The sequence below is a fragment of the Salmonella sp. SA14318 genome (assembly GCF_029866905.1).
Classification (GTDB): Bacteria; Pseudomonadota; Gammaproteobacteria; order Enterobacterales; family Enterobacteriaceae; genus Salmonella; species Salmonella enterica.
Genome location: NZ_CP123282.1, coordinates 193,732 through 212,708 on the forward strand (window position 1 = coordinate 193,732; position 18,977 = coordinate 212,708).

Below are 18,977 nucleotides of genomic sequence, written 5' to 3' on the forward strand. Positions count from 1 at the left end.
AACCCACAATATGTATATCGGGATCGATCTTGGTACATCGGGTGTAAAAGCTATCCTGTTGAATGAGCAGGGCGATGTGCTGGCTACGCATACTGAAAAACTGACCGTATCGCGTCCGCATCCCTTATGGTCGGAACAGGAACCAGAGCAGTGGTGGCAGGCGACGGATCGTGCGGTTAAAGGTTTAGGTCGGCAACAGTCGTTAAGTGGCGTCCGGGCGTTGGGCATCGCCGGACAAATGCATGGCGCGACATTGCTTGATAGCCGTCAGCAGGTTCTGCGACCAGCGATTTTATGGAATGACGGACGCTGTAGCGAAGAGTGCGCCTGGCTGGAAAAACAGGTGCCGCAGTCGCGTGCGATAACCGGTAATCTGATGATGCCCGGTTTTACCGCGCCCAAATTAGTCTGGGTGCAGCGCCACGAACCGGATATTTTCCGCCAGATAGACAAAGTTCTGCTGCCGAAAGATTTTCTGCGGCTGCGAATGACGGGCGTCTTTGCCAGCGATATGTCGGATGCGGCAGGAACGATGTGGCTGGACGTGAAAAAGCGCGACTGGAGCGACGTTATGCTCAACGCCTGTCATTTAACCCGACAGCAGATGCCAGCGTTATTTGAAGGTAGTGACATTACCGGAACGTTGCTGCCAGAGGTAGCCAGCGCATGGGGAATGCCAGCAGTACCTGTGGTGGCGGGCGGCGGCGACAATGCGGCTGGCGCGGTCGGCGTAGGAATGATCGATGCCGGACAGGCGATGCTCTCACTTGGAACATCGGGCGTCTATTTTGCCGTCAGCGACGGCTTTCTGAGTAAACCGGAGAGCGCAGTACACAGTTTTTGCCATGCGCTGCCGGAACGCTGGCATTTAATGTCTGTAATGTTGAGCGCCGCCTCTTGTCTGGATTGGGCGGCTAAACTCACCGGGCAGAAGAACGTCCCGACACTGATTGCCGCCGCGCAGCTGGCGGATGAGCATACCGATCCGATCTGGTTTTTGCCGTACCTGTCCGGCGAGCGCACGCCGCATAATAATCCGCAGGCAAAAGGCGTTTTCTTTGGTTTAACCCATCAGCATGGCCCGGCGGAACTGGCGCGGGCGGTACTGGAAGGCGTGGGATATGCTCTGGCGGATGGCATGGATGTGGTTCACGCCTGCGGCGTCAAACCCGCCAGCGTGACGCTTATCGGCGGCGGAGCGCGCAGCGAATACTGGCGTCAGATGCTATCTGATATTAGCGGGCTACAGCTTGATTATCGTACTGGCGGCGATGTGGGGCCAGCACTGGGCGCGGCGCGTCTGGCGCAAATTGCGGTGAATAAACAGACTCCGCTCGCCGATGTATTGCCGCAGTTGCCGCTGGAGCAGGCGCATTATCCTGATGCGCAGCGTCATGCGGTTTATCAACAACGTCGTGAAACCTTCCGTCGACTCTATCAGCAGCTGTTGCCGTTGATGTCATAAGTCAGAATGCCTTTCGGTTTTGGCTGAAAGGCATTTCCCGTAAATATTAATTCTATTGAATTATATCGAAGTAAGTATGTGTGTTTTCTGATTTTTATATTATTGCTGAGCAGGCGCCTTTTTCATCGCTATTTCTTCGCTTAATGTGTCTCACACAACCACAAGGAGAGTGAGATGGACGATCACGTTGCACGCAGGAAACGGATGTTCGGCCTGGGAATGTTAGTTGTCGGTGCAGTGGTATACCTGGTGGGACTGTGGCCAGGCTGTCATACATTAAGCGAAAAGGGATATTTTTTTGCGGCAATCGTCATGTGCGGTTTTCCAGTCTTAATTCGCCAGGAACACACGGGGAATGACCGCTTGCTTTCTCGTTGCAAATCTTTGCTGTTGCTTGGCATCGGCATGGTCGCGGTCGGCGTATTTAACCTGGCGCTGGCGGGCGCGCTGAAAATACTGTGTCTGGTGGCGCTGGGGGTCAGTATATATGGAACCGATCTTTACGCTTCCTACAGTGATGATGAATGATGGCCGGAGCCATCATTATCGTTTAGCTAACCCATTTCCGTTTATCAATACGCTGTAACAGCATGGAAAGTAGTAGGCTTCCTGTCACCGTCGCGGCAAAAACCCACACGATGTCTAACGGCGGCCAACGTTTTAACTCCAGACCATTAGTACGTAGCGCATGGATAATCAGCGCGTGGAAACCATAAATACCCAGCGAGTGGCGGGAGATAAGCCCCAGTCCAGGTAACGTCCGCGCATTCAGCTTATTTTTAACTACCGTGAACAGTGAGACGGCGCAAATAAACACCATGGGACCGCAATACAGATACCAGGTATCGGCAAAATTTCCGCGCCAGCGTAATTCATGCAATGTGCCGCGAGAAATAACAAATACCGCGATGATGAACAGGGCAGCGCAGATAAGCGTCAGCGATGGCTTTTGCGTCTCCATCATGCCAATGGCGCGGCCCAGGATACCGTAGAGAATGTAGTAGAACGTGTCGCCGCTGATATACAGATTGATGGGCAACCATTCAACGCCGCCGATTTTTTGCGGCACAGTATTTGGGTTAGCAATAATACCAATGACCACCATCAGCATCAGGAGCATTTTGCCGCTCACGTTTTTTACCTGGATTAATGGCGATACCAGGTAGATCACCGCAATCGCAAAGAAAAACCACAGGTGGTAAAACACGGGTTTTTGCAGCACATTTTTTAGCGAAAGCTCGACGTTGATCGAAGTAAAAAGTGAAATGTAAGCCAGGGCGACAACGCTGTAAAAGATAAGGCACAGGGCGATACGTAAAAAATGCCGCGGTTGCGCGCAGCGCTCGCCAAAAAAAAGATAGCCTGAAATCATAAAAAACAGGGGAACGCTAACGCGCGAAGCCGAATTCAGGACATTCGCAATATCCCAGTTTAGCGGGCTGACGCTGTGGGCGTTGGTGATGTACCACGTTGTAGTATGGATCATCACTACCATTAAACAGGCGATCCCTCGCAGGTTATCAATCCAGTTAATTTTAGGCTGCATCAGTTCCTCAGCTTCCGTTTCAATAGAGTTCCAGCGCGGTGGCTCACTGGAAAAATCCGACTTTCTACGCTACATCTTGTGATGGCGTAAGGAGATTCGCACAATGTGTCTGCTACCCACAAACCTTAATAATAAGACTGACCAGCAAACCAGACGGTAATAAAAATGATAATGAAGTATTTCTGTACTGTGATGATAGCCATCGTTCTGGTGGGATGCACAGCGACACCGCCACCGACGCAAAAAGCCCAGCAGAGTAAAGTGAGCCCAACACGCACGCTGGATATGGAAGCATTGTGTAAAGCTCAGGCGGCGCAGCGTTACAACACTGGCGCACAGAAAATTGCTGTTACCGGCTTCGAACAGTTTCAGGGGAGCTATGAGATGCGGGGTAATACCTTCCGTAAAGAGAGTTTTGTCTGCTCTTTTGATGCAGATGGGCAGTTTTTACATCTTTCTATGCGGTAAAAGCCGCGCCTGGTGAGGTGTGATGCCGCGAAATCCGGCAATTTTCGCTAAACAAACCGGTTTCATACTGTATATCTCGCATCCAGCGGGTATACTGGCTCCTTCCTTTAAATCCACACGTATCCAGCACGAAATAATATGCAAAAGTTTGATACCAGGACCTTCCAGGGCTTGATCCTGACCTTACAGGATTACTGGGCTCGCCAGGGCTGTACCATTGTTCAACCATTGGACATGGAAGTCGGCGCGGGAACTTCTCATCCAATGACCTGCCTGCGCGCGCTGGGGCCAGAGCCGATGGCGACTGCCTATGTGCAGCCTTCTCGTCGTCCGACCGATGGCCGCTACGGCGAAAACCCGAACCGCTTACAGCACTACTATCAGTTCCAGGTAGTGATTAAGCCGTCTCCGGAGAATATTCAGGAGCTGTACCTCGGTTCTCTGAAAGAGCTGGGTATGGACCCGACCATTCACGACATCCGTTTCGTGGAAGATAACTGGGAGAACCCGACGCTGGGTGCCTGGGGACTCGGCTGGGAAGTGTGGCTGAATGGCATGGAAGTGACGCAGTTCACCTACTTCCAGCAGGTCGGCGGCCTGGAGTGCAAGCCGGTGACCGGTGAAATCACCTACGGTCTGGAACGTCTGGCGATGTATATCCAGGGCGTGGACAGCGTTTACGACCTGGTCTGGAGCGATGGCCCGCTGGGTAAAACCACCTACGGCGACGTGTTCCATCAAAACGAAGTGGAGCAGTCCACCTATAACTTTGAATACGCCGATGTGGATTTCTTATTCACCTGCTTCGAGCAGTATGAAAAAGAAGCCCAGCAGCTACTAGCACTGGAAAACCCGCTGCCGCTGCCGGCCTACGAGCGTATTCTGAAAGCCGCCCATAGCTTCAACCTGCTGGATGCGCGTAAAGCTATCTCCGTCACCGAACGTCAGCGCTACATTTTGCGTATTCGCACCCTGACCAAAGCAGTGGCAGAGGCTTATTATGCTTCCCGTGAAGCCCTCGGCTTCCCGATGTGCAACAAAGACAAGTAAGAGGCGGCCATGTCTGAGAAAACTTTTCTGGTGGAAATCGGCACTGAAGAGCTGCCACCAAAAGCACTGCGCAGTTTGGCTGAGTCCTTTGCTGCGAACTTCACTGCGGAGCTGGATAACGCCGGCCTCGCGCACGGTAACGTTGAATGGTTTGCCGCCCCGCGCCGTCTGGCGCTGAAAGTGGCGAATCTTGCTGAATCTCAGCCCGATCGCGAAGTCGAAAAACGTGGTCCGGCGATTGCTCAGGCGTTTGACGCCGAAGGCAAACCGAGCAAAGCGGCAGAAGGCTGGGCGCGCGGCTGCGGGATCACCGTTGATCAGGCCGAGCGTCTGAAGACCGACAAAGGCGAATGGCTGCTGTATCGCGCCCACGTGAAGGGCGAAAGTACCGAAGCGCTGGTGCCGAACATGGTAGCCACCTCGCTGGCGAAACTACCGATCCCGAAACTGATGCGCTGGGGCGCGTCTGACGTCCACTTCGTGCGTCCGGTGCACACCGTGACCCTGCTGCTGGGCGATAAAGTGATTCCGGCGACCATCCTGGGCATTCAGTCTGACCGCGTCATTCGCGGCCATCGCTTTATGGGTGAGCCGGAGTTTACTATCGACAATGCTGACCAGTACCCGCAAATTCTGCTGGAGCGCGGTAAAGTCATTGCGGACTACGAAGCGCGTAAAGCCAAAATCAAAGCGGACGCCGAAGAAGCAGCACGCAAGATTGGCGGTAATGCCGACCTGAGCGAAAGCCTGCTGGAAGAAGTGGCCTCGCTGGTGGAATGGCCGGTGGTATTGACGGCAAAATTCGAAGAGAAATTCCTCGCCGTGCCTGCCGAAGCGCTGGTGTACACCATGAAGGGCGACCAGAAGTATTTCCCGGTTTATGACAACGCGGGCAAGCTGCTGCCGAACTTTATCTTCGTCGCCAACATCGAGTCGAAAGATCCGACCCAGATTATCTCCGGTAACGAGAAAGTGGTGCGTCCGCGTCTGGCAGATGCTGAATTCTTCTTCAATACCGACCGTAAAAAACGTCTGGAAGACCATCTGCCGCGTCTGCAAACCGTGCTGTTCCAGCAACAGCTGGGCACGCTGCGTGACAAGACCGACCGTATTCAGGCGCTGGCGGGCTGGATTGCCGGTCAGATTGGCGCTGACGTCAACCACGCCACTCGTGCGGGCCTACTCTCCAAGTGCGACCTGATGACCAACATGGTCTTCGAGTTCACCGACACTCAGGGTGTGATGGGGATGCACTACGCGCGTCACGATGGTGAAGCGGAAGATGTGGCTGTGGCGCTTAACGAGCAGTATCAGCCGCGCTTTGCCGGTGATGACCTGCCGTCTAACCCGGTGGCCTGTGCGTTGGCGATCGCTGACAAGATGGATACTCTGGCGGGTATCTTCGGTATCGGCCAGCATCCGAAAGGTGACAAAGACCCGTTTGCGCTGCGTCGTGCCGCGCTGGGCGTGCTGCGTATTATCGTTGAGAAGAACCTCAACCTTGATCTGCAAACGCTGACTGAAGAAGCGGCGCGTCTGTATGGCGACAAGCTGACCAATGCCAACGTAGTCGATGATGTGATCGACTTTATGCTGGGTCGCTTCCGCGCCTGGTATCAGGATGAAGGTTACACCGTCGACACCATCCAGGCGGTACTGGCGCGTCGTCCGACCCGTCCGGCAGATTTCGATGCTCGTATGAAAGCGGTATCGCACTTCCGTACCCTGGAAGAAGCCTCTGCGCTGGCGGCGGCGAACAAGCGCGTCTCCAACATCCTGGCGAAAGCCACTGAGCCGCTGAACGATATCGTCCACGCCTCCGTACTGAAAGAAGCGGCGGAAATTGAGTTGGCCAGACATCTGGTTGTGCTGCGTGATAAGCTTCAGCCGTACTTTGCCGATGGTCGTTATCAGGAAGCGTTGATTGAGCTGGCTGCTCTGCGCGCGCCGGTGGATGAATTCTTCGAAAATGTCATGGTTAACGCGGAAGAGAAAGATATCCGTATCAACCGCCTGACGCTGTTGTCGAAACTACGCGAACTGTTCCTGCAGGTTGCGGATATTTCGTTACTGCAATAAGCGTTCAGTTAAATAAATAAAAACCTGCTTTCGGGCAGGTTTTTTTATAACATAAATAGTATCAGTCGATTCGCTAATAATTCTGTAACTCATAGACGCGGTTATTTCTATTGATTGGCAAAAAATATTTCAGGAATACATTAACGCTGGCGGTACGGATATTGGCGTTAGAATAGCTGCGGGTGCTTGAGACTGTTTGTCTCAGGTATTCACCAAAAGGCAGACAGAGAAAATCCCCACCTGACTATAAATCAAAAGTGCACTGCGCCCATTATTGATCTCTTCAATAACGAAGCGATCTCCTGCAGTATTTCAGAATGTCCAACCATGCCGATGATCGATGACATACTCATGAAGGCATTTGCCAGACTTGATGCGGGTACCAATCCGGTTCTTCATTCAGATCAGAGCTGGCAATACCGTCATTGATGGTACCAGTATCAGTTACGAGAGTTTGGCATCATCCAAAGTATGTCCCGCAAAGGCAACTGCCTTGATAATGCCTGTGCAGAATGTTTTTTCGGGACTTTAAAATCAGAAAGTTTTTACACCAGTAAATTTAAGGATATTGATGAACTTAAGATAGCTATTGAGGATTACATACGATACTACAATCCCCGACGAATTAGCCTTAGATTTAACGGACTCAGCCCGGTTGAATACCGCCTAAAGAGCTATCCAGGCAGAAATTAACAAGGTCTGTACAGGGATGCTATCAGGAAACCTGAACGTCGGTAGATACGCTCACGCAAATGTCTGCTATGAGCGAGGAGTGGATATTCCTATTGTTTTATCTTGATCTAGTAAAAATAATAATCCCCTTTACAAACAAAAATAATGCGTTACTATTTGCAGCACCTTTTAATCCAAAGGTTTATAATTAAAAAGGAATTGCATGTCGATGAATAAATACAAACTTTTCGCATAGCTATCAAGATATTCTCTTGAAGCGCAGATTGATGATTTCGAAAAATATATCCTAGGAGCAGGCGGCCAAAACAGAGTTGACTTATCGGAATTAAAAAAAGCATATGAAGATGAAAAAAAGATGGTCCTGACGATTATATTAATTACTTAGAATACTATTATTCAGAGCAATATAACTTCTTAGTTAACATACAACCAAATATTTTTAATAAATCTGCTTTGGTATCTTTATACTCATGCTTAGAGCACAATCTAAACGACTATTGCAATATATGCTAAAGGATTGTAAACACCAATGTATCAGTAACCGATTTTAATGGTGATGGCATCTACAAAGCAAAAAGATATTTAACAAAACTAATGGATATAAACTTTGGCCTGTCACAAGAATGGCAATTCATGACAGAGTTTAACAACGTAAGGAATTGCATAGTTCATGCTAATGGAGACATTAAAAAAATGAACTCAACTGTAGCCTTAAAAGATATTATTGATAAAAAACCTACTCTTTCATTAAACAATGAAAATAATATAATAATCTCCTTAAATTATTTAAAAGATACTATCACAAAAATTAGAAAACTCTTTCAATGGTTATATACACATCTGGATCAATCATCGAAATGAATACGATAACATCTCAGTTTGTTATTGGTCTATTTTTGAAAACAGCTATCGATGATATTGGTCTGTTCTTCGTTAATTAATATGTAATCCGCTCATGGCACAGGGCTGCTGTTACAGCCCTGACAACCTTAGACTTCAATCGATTCAGAGATCTCTAACGTATATCAACCCGTTGAACTCATAGCGATAAGTAGACGCTGGCGGCAGTAATACAGAAGTGTAGCGGGAATTTGAACCACATAATTTGATTTGTTAGATGGCTTTGCATCGATATTCAATTTCTAAAATCGCCTTTGTCATTGCCGCAATAGTTATAGCTTCTACCATAGTCAATTCAGGCTTGTTCAAGCTTCCGTGTCCAGCAGTAGGTAATTTGTTGCGTAAATCATAAATATCTTTAACAGCATCAATAAGATTCTTAGGTAATTTTGACATTTTTTCGAACTGTTTAAAAAAACCACCCAATGACTCATTTGCCACATTCGGGTTTTGAGTGATTTCCTTAGCCATAGTTTCTAAAATATTAGAGGCTGCGTGCAGTGCACCTGCCGGGTCATTATTATCCAAGCAATTATTCATTCTATCTATTTGCTGAACGATATTTGGGTGCAATCTCTTTAAGTAATCACTAGCCAATTCTTCATTGAAATTTTTGACACTTTCAAAAACATCGCAATCTAAATAAAATTTAGGATTGACTGACATCCATGTATATTTCCAATCATTTTCTAAATTATCTTTTTCCGCAATACGCCTGCCAGTGTCCTGATCTATCGCATCAACATATTTATACATATAATCGGCGTAGTAGTGTAAATATTTAAATGATATTTCTGGGCAAAAATTACTAACTGATGCAAGGCCGCCATACTCTTTTGTAGTAACTGTAGGGACTTCTTCATCACATAAAGATGAGAAACTGGTTCTTTCCCAAAATTCGCCCAACTCTTTTTTTTTCCTAGTTGCCATACCAGCTATCATATTGATGCGTGAGAGCAAAACTACACTCTGATAGTATCGAGGACATCTGTATGAACTAGCATATGGGCATATTGATGATGCTTTACGATTAATACGCTCTTTTTCCCACCAATTTTTATCAGGAATAATTCTTTGCATAATTTAGCTACTATCTCACGAGTGAATGAATGTTTAGCCTTCTGCACAGTTTATCAGTTCCGGCATGCCTACTGCTACCCCACTGATTCAACTTCAAGTTATGAGTTAAAGCGATTCGGTTTCGCTAGATGACACACTAGTGTTAACTTATGGATAAAAATTTATTACTTAAAATTAACTAATGCCTGTTGCGACCAAAAGCGTGCTGGAATATTATTTTCGTCTGGCCTATTATCAAGCTAATTATCCAAATTAGAGTTACTCTCCTTCATCAGCAACAAATAAATACACCTGATCACTTTCTCAAAGTGTTCCTGTTTTATTTTTAAAGCAAACAACGCCGTCTATTCGTCCGAATGTACAACAAACGTCCGCTCACAGCACAAAGCGAACATCAGTATTCAAAAAATGAAAAACGACGACTTGATGTATACCGTTTGCTATACATGGTGGTTGTGCTATCATTGTAAAGCAAATGCTATACAAAGGGTGTCTCATGAAATCAGATGTTCAACTTAACCTTAGAGCTAAGGAATCGCAGCGGGCGCTCATTGATGCAGCTGCGGAAATCCTTCACAAGTCACGTACAGATTTCATTCTGGAAACGGCCTGCCGGGCTGCCGAGAATGTGATCCTTGACCGCCGTGTATTTAACTTTAACGATGAGCAATATGAGGAGTTCATCAATCTGCTTGATGCACCGGTCGCAGATGATCCCGTTATCGAAAAACTGCTGGCAAGGAAACCTCAGTGGGACGTGTAACAGCACCAGAACCTTTGTCCGCTTTTCATCAGGTAGCTGAGTTCGTCAGCGGTGAAGCTGTGCTCGATGACTGGTTGAAGCAAAAGGGCCTCAAAAACCAGGCTCTCGGAGCGGCCAGAACATTTGTGGTGTGCAAGAAAGACACGAAGCAAGTAGCCGGTTTTTACTCTCTGGCCACCGGTAGCGTCAACCATACAGAAGCGACAGGCAACCTTCGGCGTAACATGCCAGATCCCATCCCTGTCATTATACTTGCCCGTCTTGCTGTCGATCTCTCATTCCATGGAAAAGGGCTTGGGGCTGATTTACTTCATGATGCAGTGCTTCGTTGCTATCGGGTTGCTGAGAATATTGGTGTACGTGCAATCATGGTTCATGCACTTACCGAAGAAGCCAAAAATTTCTACATTCACCATGGTTTCAAATCATCACAAACTCAGCAGCGAACATTGTTCCTTAGGCTCCCTCAATAGAATGCAAAGACAGTTACGTTCAAATCGCTATAAGCGATAATTTGATAGAACGTCTAAGGTTAAATTCAGGAAGAATACGACGAACAAAATATTGATGAGACAGGAATCCGCGTGATGCAAGAAAGCAACGGAATGGATAATCCGATTGCGGACAATGTTATTTAGTTATAGCCAGAAACAAAAAAGAGCCCATGTATTAAATGGACTCTTTCGCTGATGCCTCGGTTAATCTGTCCAGGTTTTGGGGTCAGTACAAAGTGAGCCCACCTCTGCCATTCTTGTGGCGTTATGCATTCTCAAGGCACTCTGTTAATTTTATCTTGTTGGCGTTTTATAGGCCCGATAACCCATTATGTTATCGGGCATTTTTTTAACGTAATGGTAATTCCGTCAGACAGGTCTGGCTGTCATCTCTGGTGGCAATGGCATGTGACGCCGTTTTACCGTTGTAGCTTACTTCGAGCGTCCCTTCCATATTGCGCGGTAGCCAAACACCGATAAATCCGTTTCGATAGCTTTGCATCTCTTTTTGTACGATGACAGCGCCTTTACTGTCTGTCACTTTTACAGTGAACGGTTTATTCGGCATTTCTCCCTGACAGCCGGAAAGGCTGTGGTTAAAACAGGGGTGTGTCCGCCATTCATAGGGCGCAAAAGAGAGATAGAATTTGTCGCCTAACGGCAGCGTATAAATCTGCTCTCCGTCAGATAATTTGAGTTCGGTACTGGTAATCGACGCGGAGTAAGGCAAAGGACGGCTCTGCGGCGTCTGATCAATCGTATCCACGATCTGCTCAACCGTTTTTCCCGCCAGCCCATGTTGCGCCAGAAAAGCGGATTCTGCGGATGCCGCAAGCGCGGAGCCGCTGGCGCATAAACCCAAAAGTAATAACCATGATGATTTCGACATAACTTCAATTCCTTGTGAACAATCTCCTTACCTACTATAGGGGTTCCCCTAAGGGAAAGGTCAAAGGGACGCAGGGTAAAGTAATGCAAAGTTATGCTGGGGGGAGAGGGGGAATTGGAATAAAAAAATCCCCGCCATCAGGCAGGGATTCAAAATTCTGAGCTTTTTAAGCTTACAGGCTGGTTACGTTGCCAGCTGCCGGGCCTTTAGCGCCGCTTTCGATGGTGAAGGAAACTTTCTGACCTTCGTCCAGAGATTTGTAACCATCGTTCTGAATAGCGGAGAAGTGTACGAACACGTCTTTAGAACCGTCATCAGGAGTAATAAAGCCGAAGCCTTTATCAGCGTTGAACCATTTTACGATACCAGTCATTTTACCGGACATAGTGTATTACCTTTTAAAAAATAAGTGTGCCTTTCGGCGTTATGGCGTGCTTTACAGATTTTTTAAGCGTTAAGGAAATGCGCACTACGAGGGGTATCTAATGGATAACTCTTGAAGGGACTTGCCTTACTAAACTGCTTTAATGGTCTGTACGTCAAACCGTTGAGCACATTAACTCATGTAATGCCGGGCGATGCAACTTTTATTTTACTTTATTTCTCCAGGCCAGGAATCGGGCGGGGAAAACGGTCCTTACGCAGGACCGTTAAAACAGAAAGGGGTAAAAATTACTCCATCAATTGCTTACTTAAGCGTGGGTTTGCCTGTATCAGACGCATCAATTTGAGCTCTGCTGGCGTGGGTTTTTCGCGTTTCGATTCCCATTCCTGAACCATGGCAACCGTTACGCCCAGCGCTCTGGCGAATTCATCTGTTTTTAGTCCCGTCCCTCTCCGTAACTGTTCAAATTCGGTAAAAGGATTGGGTTTTTGCGTCAGGGTGATCTTTCGCGTTTCATCTTTAAAAACAATTTGTTCCAGGCTGCTCAGCAGCTCAAACATCGGATCTTTATATTCCATTGAGAACTCCTGTAAATCACACAGCGGGATCGTGAAGTGCATCGAAGCCTCTTAAGAATAGTCGGGAAACTTGCGGGTGGGGGGCGACGCGCCGCCAGGAAGCGCTATCGATTCGTTTCGATGCCTTACGCTACGCGACTTTTAGGACGCTAACAATTTGATCCAGGAAGGTATATCCGTCTTTCAGAAAATAATTGTAAAGATTAAAAAAATATTACATCCCCCGCTGGAAAGCTTTCTTGCCGCGTTTTTTATCGCAGTGTCAGGCCAAAAATTAACAATAAAATAACAAATTAAGCATTGATGCAGATAAACATAATTTTCCGCTACAAGATCGCGTGGAAAGGGTATCCTGCAAGCCTGACCTGGACTATCCTTGTAAGCCGTCAGGCACGCAGGTGTCGTTGTGCGCATTTTTGGGTGAAAGGAGTATTAACAATGGCGACAGGTAAGTCCTGCTCTCGCTGGTTTGCGCCTGTTGTGGCGTTATTAATGGTGTTTAGCCTGAGCGGGTGTTTTGATAAAGAAGGCGATCAGCGCAAAGCGTTTGTCGATTTCCTGCAGAATACAGCAATGCGTAGCGGAGAGCGTTTACCAACGCTGACGGCCGATCAGAAAAAACAGTTTGGTCCGTTCGTGTCTGATTACGCGATACTGTATGGCTACTCGCAGCAGGTAAACCAGGCGATGGATTCCGGTCTGCGCCCGGTGGTCGATAGCGTTAACGCCATCCGCGTTCCGCAGGATTATATGACGCAACGCGAGCCGCTGCGGCAGGCAAATGGTTCGTTAGGCGTGCTGGCGCAACAGTTGCAGAATGCAAAACTGCAGGCTGATGCCGCGCATGGCGCGTTAAAGCAGGCCGATGACCTGAAACCTGTGTTTGATCAGGTCTACAAAAAAGTAGTCACCGTGCCGGCAGATGCTTTGCAGCCGCTGATCCCGGCGGCGCAGATCTTTACGCAGCAGTTGGTACAAGTGGGCGATTATATTGCGCAACAGGGTGAGCAGGTGAGCTTTGTCGCGAACGGCATTCAGTTCCCGACCTCACAGCAGGCCAGCCAATATAATGCGCTGATTGGGCCGCTGGCCTCGCAGCATCAGGCGTTTAATCAGGCCTGGACGGCGGCGGTAAACGCGACCCAGTAATGACAGTCTGCCCGATAAGCGCAAGCCAGCGCTTATCGGGCCTGTAGCGTTATCCCGCCGCCTGCGGGTTGACGCAGTTCTTCTCTATTTTTCCCTGCAGCGCATCAATCAAATTATCCACCGCACAGGCCATCATGTTGTAGCGCGTCTCATGCGTTGCCGAGCCAATATGCGGCACCGCGACGACATTAGACATGTTCAGCAAGGGCGAATCCACGGATAGCGGTTCATGTTCAAAGACATCCAGACCTGCCGCATATATTTCACCGTTTTGCAGCGCGGCAATCAGTGCGTTTTCATCGACCACCGGGCCGCGTCCGGCATTGATAAAAATGGCGGACGATTTCATTCTGGCAAACTGTGTTGCGCCAAACAGATGTCGCGTTTCTGCCGTTAGCGGCAGGATCACGCAGACAAAATCAGCCTCCTGCAACAACGTATCCAGATCGCAGTAGCGGGCGTTAAACCGGTCTTCCGCCTCCTGATGCCGCCGACGAGCGTGATAGAGAACCGGCATGGTAAACCCAAAGTGCGCTCGCTGCGCCAGCGCCATCCCGATACGCCCCATCCCAACGATACCGAGTGTTTTGTGATGCACATCGATGCCAAACCACGCCGGGCCAATGCTTTCCGTCCATTCACCCGCTTTAACCCGTTCTGCGACGTCCACCACGCGGCGGGCAGTGGTCAGCATCAACGCCATCACTGTATCGGCAACGGTTTCCGTCAAAACGGCAGGCGTGTGCATCAGGACTATTTTGCGGGCAGTAAGGGCGTCCACTTCGACATTATCGTATCCCACCGAGATGGTCGACGCCGCGCGTAGCGCCGGCATTTTTTCCAGCAGCGCGCGGTTAACGGTTTCGCTGGCGCCCAGAAGGCCTTGCGCGCTGGCAAATGCCTGCGCGTGTCGCGCTACCGTTTCCGGATGCAGGTTCGGTACCTGGGTGACGGTAAAATGCGCCTCCAGGCGATGCAGCAAATCATCAGGCAGGGTTTTGTAGAGAATGATGGACGGCTTCATGCGACTCTCCGTAAATCAAAAGGTAAGCGCGGCATGCGCCAACCGGAACAGGCTTATTATTAACCCGTTTAGCCATCATCGACCAGCCAATTTCCCCGCTGTCGGCAGCCGTGTCGTGGTAAATAATGAATGAATACCGAGTAATGCGACGTGTATCCGGTCTGGAGAAGGAATGGCGAGGGAGTAATGCAGGCCGGGTAAAGCATGCCGCTTTACCCGGTACTGTCGTTTACTGCAATGGACTCAAGGTAATTTCGACGCGGCGGTTTTGCGCCTTACCTTCTGCCGTACTGTTGCTGGCGATCGGGTTCGCCGGCCCCATTCCGCTGGTACGGATACGGCTGGCGTCGACGCCCTGGGTGATCAGCGAACTGGCGACGGAGTCAGCACGCTGCTGCGACAGACGCATATTCAGATCGTGGCTACCGGTACTGTCGGTGTAGCCCACCACATTGACGGCGGTCTTGGGATACTCTTTCAGCACCATCGCCACGCCGGTCAGCGTGTTAGCGCCTGCCGGTTTCAGCGTCGCGCTGCTGCTGTCGAAGGTGACATTATTCGGCATATTCAGAATGATATTATCGCCGCTTCGCGTCACGCTAACGCCTGTGCCCCGCATTTTGTCACGCAGTTTCGCTTCCTGTACGTCCATGTAGTAACCCACGCCGCCGCCCAGCGCCGCGCCAGCCGCCGCGCCAATCAGCGCGCCTTTACCGCGATCTTTTTTGGAGGAGGAGAGTGCGCCGATGCCTGCGCCGACCAGCGATCCAATACCCGCGCCAATGCCGGATTTACCTGCTTCGCGTTCGCCGGTGTAAGGGTTTGTTGTGCAGCCAGATACTGCCAGGGCGCCGCTCACGATGGCAGCAATCACAAATACACGTTTTTTCATCTTAAATCCTTATCACTTTTTTATTTTTACCACAGCGACCGTGGCGGTTGATTATGACGTCTGCACATGAAGAAAATTCCAGGGAAAACTCTGAAATTTGTAAGTAACATTGATCGGCAAAATAAATAATCCCAATAATTCAGGAGCGAACCTTGACCCACGCACCATCGCGTCATTCGGTATTGACCGCCGCACACTGGGGGCCAGTCCGCGTTGAAACCGACGGAGAACGCATTTTTGCCTCGTATGGCGAACTCCCGACGGCACACCAAAATTCCCTGCAAACCGTTGTGCATGACCAGGTGCACAGTAAAACGCGGGTTCGCTTCCCGATGGTGCGTAAAGGGTTCCTGGCTTCTCCCGATAAGCCGCAAGGCATACGCGGGCAGGATGAGTTTGTTCGCGTAAGTTGGGATGACGCGCTGGATCTGATCCACGCTCAGCACAAACGTATTCGCGAAAGTTATGGGCCATCGTCCATCTTCGCCGGCTCCTACGGTTGGCGTTCGAACGGCGTATTGCATAAAGCGGCTACGCTATTGCAGCGTTACATGGCGCTGGCGGGAGGGTATACCGGCCATCTTGGCGATTATTCCACCGGCGCGGCGCAGGCTGTCATGCCTTATGTGGTGGGTGGCAACGAGGTTTACCAGCAGCAGACTAGCTGGCCGGTGGTGCTGGAACACAGCGAGGTGGTGGTGCTCTGGAGCGCGAACCCGCTGAATACTCTGAAAATTGCCTGGAACGCCTCGGATGAACAGGGGCTCGACTATTTTGCGGCGTTGCGACAAAGCGGCAAACGCCTGATCTGCATCGATCCGATGCGATCGGAAAGCGTCGACTTTTTTGGCGATAAGATGGAGTGGATCGCCCCGCATATGGGCACCGATGTGGCGTTAATGTTGGGGATCGCCCATACGCTGGTGGAAAACGGTTGGCAGGATGAAGCGTTCCTTGCCCGCTGCACGACGGGTTATGACCGTTTCGCCGACTATCTTTTGGGCACGACCGACGGTACGGCCAAAACAGCGGAATGGGCGGCGGAAATTTGCGGCGTTTCTGCGGTGAAAATTCGTGAACTGGCGGAAATATTTCATCATCACACCACCATGTTGATGGCCGGTTGGGGAATGCAGCGTCAGCAGTTCGGCGAGCAAAAGCACTGGATGATCGTTACGCTGGCCGCAATGCTGGGGCAAATTGGTACGCCTGGCGGCGGGTTTGGTTTTTCTTATCATTTTGCTAACGGCGGAAACCCGACGCGCCGCGCCGCCGTGTTAGCCTCGATGCAGGGAAGCATCCCTGGCGGGGTCGATGCGGTAGATAAAATACCGGTGGCGCGTATTGTCGAGGCGCTGGAAAACCCCGGTGGGTTTTACCAACACAATGGGATGGATCGCCGCTTCCCGGATATTCGTTTTATCTGGTGGGCGGGCGGCGCGAACTTTACCCATCATCAGGATACCAACCGTCTGATTCGCGCGTGGCAAAAACCGGAACTGGTCGTTATCTCGGAATGTTTCTGGACGGCCGCCGCGAAACACGCGGATATTGTTCTGCCTGCGACCACCAGCTATGAGCGCAACGATTTAACCATGACCGGCGACTATAGCAATCAGCATTTGGCGCCGATGAAGCAGGTCGTGTCGCCCCGGTGGGAGGCGCGGAATGATTTTGACGTTTTTGCTGAACTGAGCGAACGGTGGGAAGCCGGCGGTTACGCTCGGTTCACCGAAGGAAAAAGCGAGCTGGCGTGGCTGGAGACTTTCTACAATATTGCCGCCCAGCGTGGCGCCAGCCAGGGGGTGACGCTGCCGCCGTTTGCCGCATTCTGGCAGGCTAACCGTTTACTGGAGATGCCGGAGAATCCCGCCAACGCGCAGTTTGTGCGCTTTGCGGATTTTCGCCGCGATCCTGATAACTATCCGCTAAAAACGGCCAGCGGCAAAATCGAAATCTATTCTGCGCGCATTGCCAGCTATGGTTACGCGGATTGTCCCGGTCATCCGATGTGGCTGGTGCCGGATGAGTGGCACGGGAACGCCGATGCGGGACAGGTTCAGCTACTTTCCGCGCATCCGGCGCATCGTCTGCATAGCCAGCTCAACTACAGTTCATTACGGGAGCGGTATGCGGTAGCCGGACGCGAACCGGTGACGATTCATCCGCAGGATGCGACAACGCGCGGAATCGTCGATGGCGATACGGTACGCGTCTGGAATCATCGCGGGCAGGTTCTGGCGGGCGCGGTCGTTACCGACGGAATTCGGCCTGGCGTTATCTGTATTCACGAAGGCGCATGGCCGGACCCTGAACCTACCGCAGGCGGCATATGCAAAAACGGCGCGGTAAACGTCCTGACAAAAGATCTTCCCAGCTCCCGGCTGGGGAACGGTTGTGCGGGCAACACCGCGCTGGTCTGGTTTGAGAAATATACCGGCCCGGCGCTACCGCTTACGGCGTTTGATCCGCCTGCCAACTCATAATCCAGGTGGGGTGGGCGGTATCCTCCTGCCAGGCGCTATCTTCAATACGAAAACCAAGCGCATGGTAGAAGTTTACGGCGGATTGATTTTTCTGGTAAACCTCAAGGCTCAGCAGAGGAAAACGTTGCTGGACATATTCCAGAAGCGCTTTGCCAATGCCCTGTCTTAACGCGTCGGGGGCGACAAACAGCGCCCCGACAAAACGGGCTTCCAGTACGCTGACGAAGCCTTTCAGTTGCCCATTTTCCTCCCATACCCAGGTTTGCGCGGCAGGTAAATAGACGTCGCGTACAATTGCTTCGCTCTCGTGCCAGTAACGTTCTTCGATAAAGGGATGGGCATAAATGGTACTTTTCATCCACAGCGCCAGAATAGACGCCATGTCTTCACTCTGGGATTTGCGAATCATGTTTTTCTCCCGGATGGCAAAAACAGCCGGTAATATGGTCGTTGACCAGTCCGCACGCCTGCATAAAGGAGTAACAGATAGTCGTACCGACAAACTTGAAACCGCGTTTTTTCAATGCCTTAGCAAGCGCATCGGACGCAGGTGTTGAGGTGGGGATCTTATCCAGGCTGGCCGCCTGGGTGATCTGCGGCTGGCCATCAACGAATGACCAGACAAAATCGGCGAAAGACTCGCCGTTTTGCTCCATCGCAAGCCAGGCGCGGGCGTTACTGATAATGGCCTGAATTTTACCGCGATGTCGTATGATGCCCGTGTTCTGCAGCAGGCGTTCAACCTCCTCCTCCTGCATAGCTGCGATGCGTACCGGGTCAAACTGATGAAAACAGGCGCGGTAGTTCTCCCTCTTTTTAAGCACGGTGATCCAGGATAAACCGGCCTGTTGACCTTCAAGACAGATCATTTCAAACAGCTTTCTGCTGTCAGTTTCCGGTACGCCCCACTCGTTATCATGATAGGCAATATAAAGGGGGTCCTGGCTGACCCAGTCGCAACGCTGCATAGACTTCCTCGTTATTGTGGTTACCGCGAAAATTTCCTTCAACCCGCCTTGACGGGCCCGCTAAAAGG

Annotated in this window: 18 protein-coding genes and 1 pseudogene; 10 read left to right on the top strand and 9 right to left on the bottom strand. The window is 50.3% G+C overall.

Annotation, left to right across the window (positions count from 1 at the left end; translation table 11 throughout):
* Window positions 1-10 precede the first annotated feature (10 nt).
* Window positions 11-1,465, top strand: coding sequence for a xylulokinase (gene xylB, locus QEN32_RS00900; protein ID WP_000275322.1), 1,455 nt, complete (start codon window positions 11-13; stop codon window positions 1,463-1,465).
* Window positions 1,466-1,639: 174 nt separating this feature from the next.
* Complete coding sequence (locus QEN32_RS00905) at window positions 1,640-1,993, top strand: YiaA/YiaB family protein (RefSeq protein WP_001635944.1); 354 nt, start codon at window positions 1,640-1,642, stop codon at window positions 1,991-1,993.
* Window positions 1,994-2,015: 22 nt separating this feature from the next.
* Here the strand turns inward: QEN32_RS00905 and QEN32_RS00910 are convergent, their stop codons facing one another.
* On the bottom strand, window positions 2,016-3,011 hold the full coding sequence (locus QEN32_RS00910) for an acyltransferase (RefSeq protein ID WP_064043486.1): 996 nt from the start codon (window positions 3,009-3,011) through the stop codon (window positions 2,016-2,018).
* A gap of 165 nt (window positions 3,012-3,176) precedes the next feature.
* Here QEN32_RS00910 and QEN32_RS00915 point away from each other — a divergent pair, with 165 nt between their 5' ends.
* The 4 genes and pseudogenes from QEN32_RS00915 to QEN32_RS00930 form a co-directional block, all read left to right on the top strand.
* Window positions 3,177-3,479 (top strand): YsaB family lipoprotein, encoded by a 303-nt coding sequence (locus QEN32_RS00915; protein WP_023206518.1) that lies wholly within the window; start codon window positions 3,177-3,179, stop codon window positions 3,477-3,479.
* A gap of 138 nt (window positions 3,480-3,617) precedes the next feature.
* A complete protein-coding gene (glyQ, locus tag QEN32_RS00920) occupies window positions 3,618-4,529 on the top strand; it encodes a glycine--tRNA ligase subunit alpha (protein ID WP_001168556.1) in 912 nt (303 codons plus the stop codon).
* A 9-nt stretch (window positions 4,530-4,538) separates the two neighbouring features.
* The gene (gene glyS / locus QEN32_RS00925) at window positions 4,539-6,608 is read left to right on the top strand and encodes a glycine--tRNA ligase subunit beta (RefSeq protein WP_001291738.1); all 2,070 of its coding nucleotides are present in this window, start codon (window positions 4,539-4,541) and stop codon (window positions 6,606-6,608) included.
* 264 nt (window positions 6,609-6,872) lie between these two features.
* Window positions 6,873-7,301, top strand: a pseudogene (locus QEN32_RS00930) (IS3 family transposase); the annotation flags it as partial.
* Window positions 7,302-8,414: 1,113 nt separating this feature from the next.
* On the opposite strand, the gene QEN32_RS00935 reads toward QEN32_RS00930, so the two are convergent.
* Window positions 8,415-9,281, bottom strand: coding sequence for a hypothetical protein (locus QEN32_RS00935; protein WP_031612771.1), 867 nt, complete (start codon window positions 9,279-9,281; stop codon window positions 8,415-8,417).
* 475 nt (window positions 9,282-9,756) lie between these two features.
* Here QEN32_RS00935 and QEN32_RS00940 point away from each other — a divergent pair, with 475 nt between their 5' ends.
* A complete protein-coding gene (locus QEN32_RS00940; RefSeq protein WP_000965889.1) occupies window positions 9,757-10,044 on the top strand; it encodes a DUF1778 domain-containing protein in 288 nt (95 codons plus the stop codon).
* A complete protein-coding gene (locus tag QEN32_RS00945; RefSeq protein ID WP_000533909.1) occupies window positions 10,032-10,517 on the top strand; it encodes a GNAT family N-acetyltransferase in 486 nt (161 codons plus the stop codon). The genes QEN32_RS00940 and QEN32_RS00945 overlap by 13 nt, the downstream gene beginning before the upstream one ends.
* A gap of 370 nt (window positions 10,518-10,887) precedes the next feature.
* Here QEN32_RS00945 and cueP read toward each other — a convergent pair whose 3' ends face one another.
* The 3 genes from cueP to QEN32_RS00960 all read right to left on the bottom strand — a co-directional run bounded on the left by cueP (window position 10,888) and on the right by QEN32_RS00960 (window position 12,390).
* Window positions 10,888-11,427 (bottom strand): copper-binding periplasmic metallochaperone CueP, encoded by a 540-nt coding sequence (gene cueP, locus QEN32_RS00950; RefSeq protein ID WP_000047140.1) that lies wholly within the window; start codon window positions 11,425-11,427, stop codon window positions 10,888-10,890.
* A gap of 172 nt (window positions 11,428-11,599) precedes the next feature.
* Complete coding sequence (gene cspA / locus QEN32_RS00955; RefSeq protein WP_000014594.1) at window positions 11,600-11,812, bottom strand: RNA chaperone/antiterminator CspA; 213 nt, start codon at window positions 11,810-11,812, stop codon at window positions 11,600-11,602.
* A 287-nt stretch (window positions 11,813-12,099) separates the two neighbouring features.
* Window positions 12,100-12,390 (bottom strand): HTH-type transcriptional regulator, encoded by a 291-nt coding sequence (locus tag QEN32_RS00960; RefSeq protein WP_000455790.1) that lies wholly within the window; start codon window positions 12,388-12,390, stop codon window positions 12,100-12,102.
* 438 nt (window positions 12,391-12,828) lie between these two features.
* On the opposite strand from QEN32_RS00960, the gene QEN32_RS00965 reads away from it, so the two are divergent.
* Window positions 12,829-13,539, top strand: coding sequence for a DUF3053 domain-containing protein (locus QEN32_RS00965; protein ID WP_000190524.1), 711 nt, complete (start codon window positions 12,829-12,831; stop codon window positions 13,537-13,539).
* 49 nt (window positions 13,540-13,588) lie between these two features.
* Here the strand turns inward: QEN32_RS00965 and ghrB are convergent, their stop codons facing one another.
* Together ghrB and QEN32_RS00975 are read right to left on the bottom strand one after the other, a co-directional pair.
* Window positions 13,589-14,563, bottom strand: coding sequence for a glyoxylate/hydroxypyruvate reductase GhrB (ghrB, locus tag QEN32_RS00970; protein WP_079944123.1), 975 nt, complete (start codon window positions 14,561-14,563; stop codon window positions 13,589-13,591).
* Between the two features lie 229 nt (window positions 14,564-14,792).
* Window positions 14,793-15,455, bottom strand: coding sequence for an OmpA family lipoprotein (locus QEN32_RS00975; RefSeq protein ID WP_000747548.1), 663 nt, complete (start codon window positions 15,453-15,455; stop codon window positions 14,793-14,795).
* A gap of 152 nt (window positions 15,456-15,607) precedes the next feature.
* Between QEN32_RS00975 and QEN32_RS00980 the strand changes: the two genes are divergently transcribed.
* Entirely contained in the window at window positions 15,608-17,941 is a 2,334-nt protein-coding gene (locus QEN32_RS00980) for a molybdopterin guanine dinucleotide-containing S/N-oxide reductase (protein WP_280144438.1), read from the top strand.
* On the opposite strand, the gene QEN32_RS00985 is transcribed toward QEN32_RS00980, so the two are convergent.
* A complete protein-coding gene (locus tag QEN32_RS00985; RefSeq protein ID WP_000619905.1) occupies window positions 17,910-18,350 on the bottom strand; it encodes an N-acetyltransferase in 441 nt (146 codons plus the stop codon). The genes QEN32_RS00980 and QEN32_RS00985 overlap by 32 nt on opposite strands.
* The gene (gene tag, locus QEN32_RS00990) at window positions 18,328-18,909 is read right to left on the bottom strand and encodes a DNA-3-methyladenine glycosylase I (protein WP_001188421.1); all 582 of its coding nucleotides are present in this window, start codon (window positions 18,907-18,909) and stop codon (window positions 18,328-18,330) included. The genes QEN32_RS00985 and tag overlap by 23 nt, the downstream gene beginning before the upstream one ends.
* Window positions 18,910-18,977 lie beyond the last annotated feature (68 nt).

Coding starts and splice junctions, on each gene's coding strand:
- xylB (WP_000275322.1), top strand. CDS start 11: ATGTATATCGGGATCGATCTTGGTACATCGGGTGTAAAAGCTATCCTG.
- QEN32_RS00905 (WP_001635944.1), top strand. CDS start 1,640: ATGGACGATCACGTTGCACGCAGGAAACGGATGTTCGGCCTGGGAATG.
- QEN32_RS00910 (WP_064043486.1), bottom strand. CDS start 3,011: ATGCAGCCTAAAATTAACTGGATTGATAACCTGCGAGGGATCGCCTGT.
- QEN32_RS00915 (WP_023206518.1), top strand. CDS start 3,177: ATGATAATGAAGTATTTCTGTACTGTGATGATAGCCATCGTTCTGGTG.
- glyQ (WP_001168556.1), top strand. CDS start 3,618: ATGCAAAAGTTTGATACCAGGACCTTCCAGGGCTTGATCCTGACCTTA.
- glyS (WP_001291738.1), top strand. CDS start 4,539: ATGTCTGAGAAAACTTTTCTGGTGGAAATCGGCACTGAAGAGCTGCCA.
- QEN32_RS00935 (WP_031612771.1), bottom strand. CDS start 9,281: ATGCAAAGAATTATTCCTGATAAAAATTGGTGGGAAAAAGAGCGTATT.
- QEN32_RS00940 (WP_000965889.1), top strand. CDS start 9,757: ATGCTATACAAAGGGTGTCTCATGAAATCAGATGTTCAACTTAACCTT.
- cueP (WP_000047140.1), bottom strand. CDS start 11,427: ATGTCGAAATCATCATGGTTATTACTTTTGGGTTTATGCGCCAGCGGC.
- cspA (WP_000014594.1), bottom strand. CDS start 11,812: ATGTCCGGTAAAATGACTGGTATCGTAAAATGGTTCAACGCTGATAAA.
- QEN32_RS00960 (WP_000455790.1), bottom strand. CDS start 12,390: ATGGAATATAAAGATCCGATGTTTGAGCTGCTGAGCAGCCTGGAACAA.
- QEN32_RS00965 (WP_000190524.1), top strand. CDS start 12,829: ATGGCGACAGGTAAGTCCTGCTCTCGCTGGTTTGCGCCTGTTGTGGCG.
- ghrB (WP_079944123.1), bottom strand. CDS start 14,563: ATGAAGCCGTCCATCATTCTCTACAAAACCCTGCCTGATGATTTGCTG.
- QEN32_RS00975 (WP_000747548.1), bottom strand. CDS start 15,455: ATGAAAAAACGTGTATTTGTGATTGCTGCCATCGTGAGCGGCGCCCTG.
- QEN32_RS00985 (WP_000619905.1), bottom strand. CDS start 18,350: ATGATTCGCAAATCCCAGAGTGAAGACATGGCGTCTATTCTGGCGCTG.
- tag (WP_001188421.1), bottom strand. CDS start 18,909: ATGCAGCGTTGCGACTGGGTCAGCCAGGACCCCCTTTATATTGCCTAT.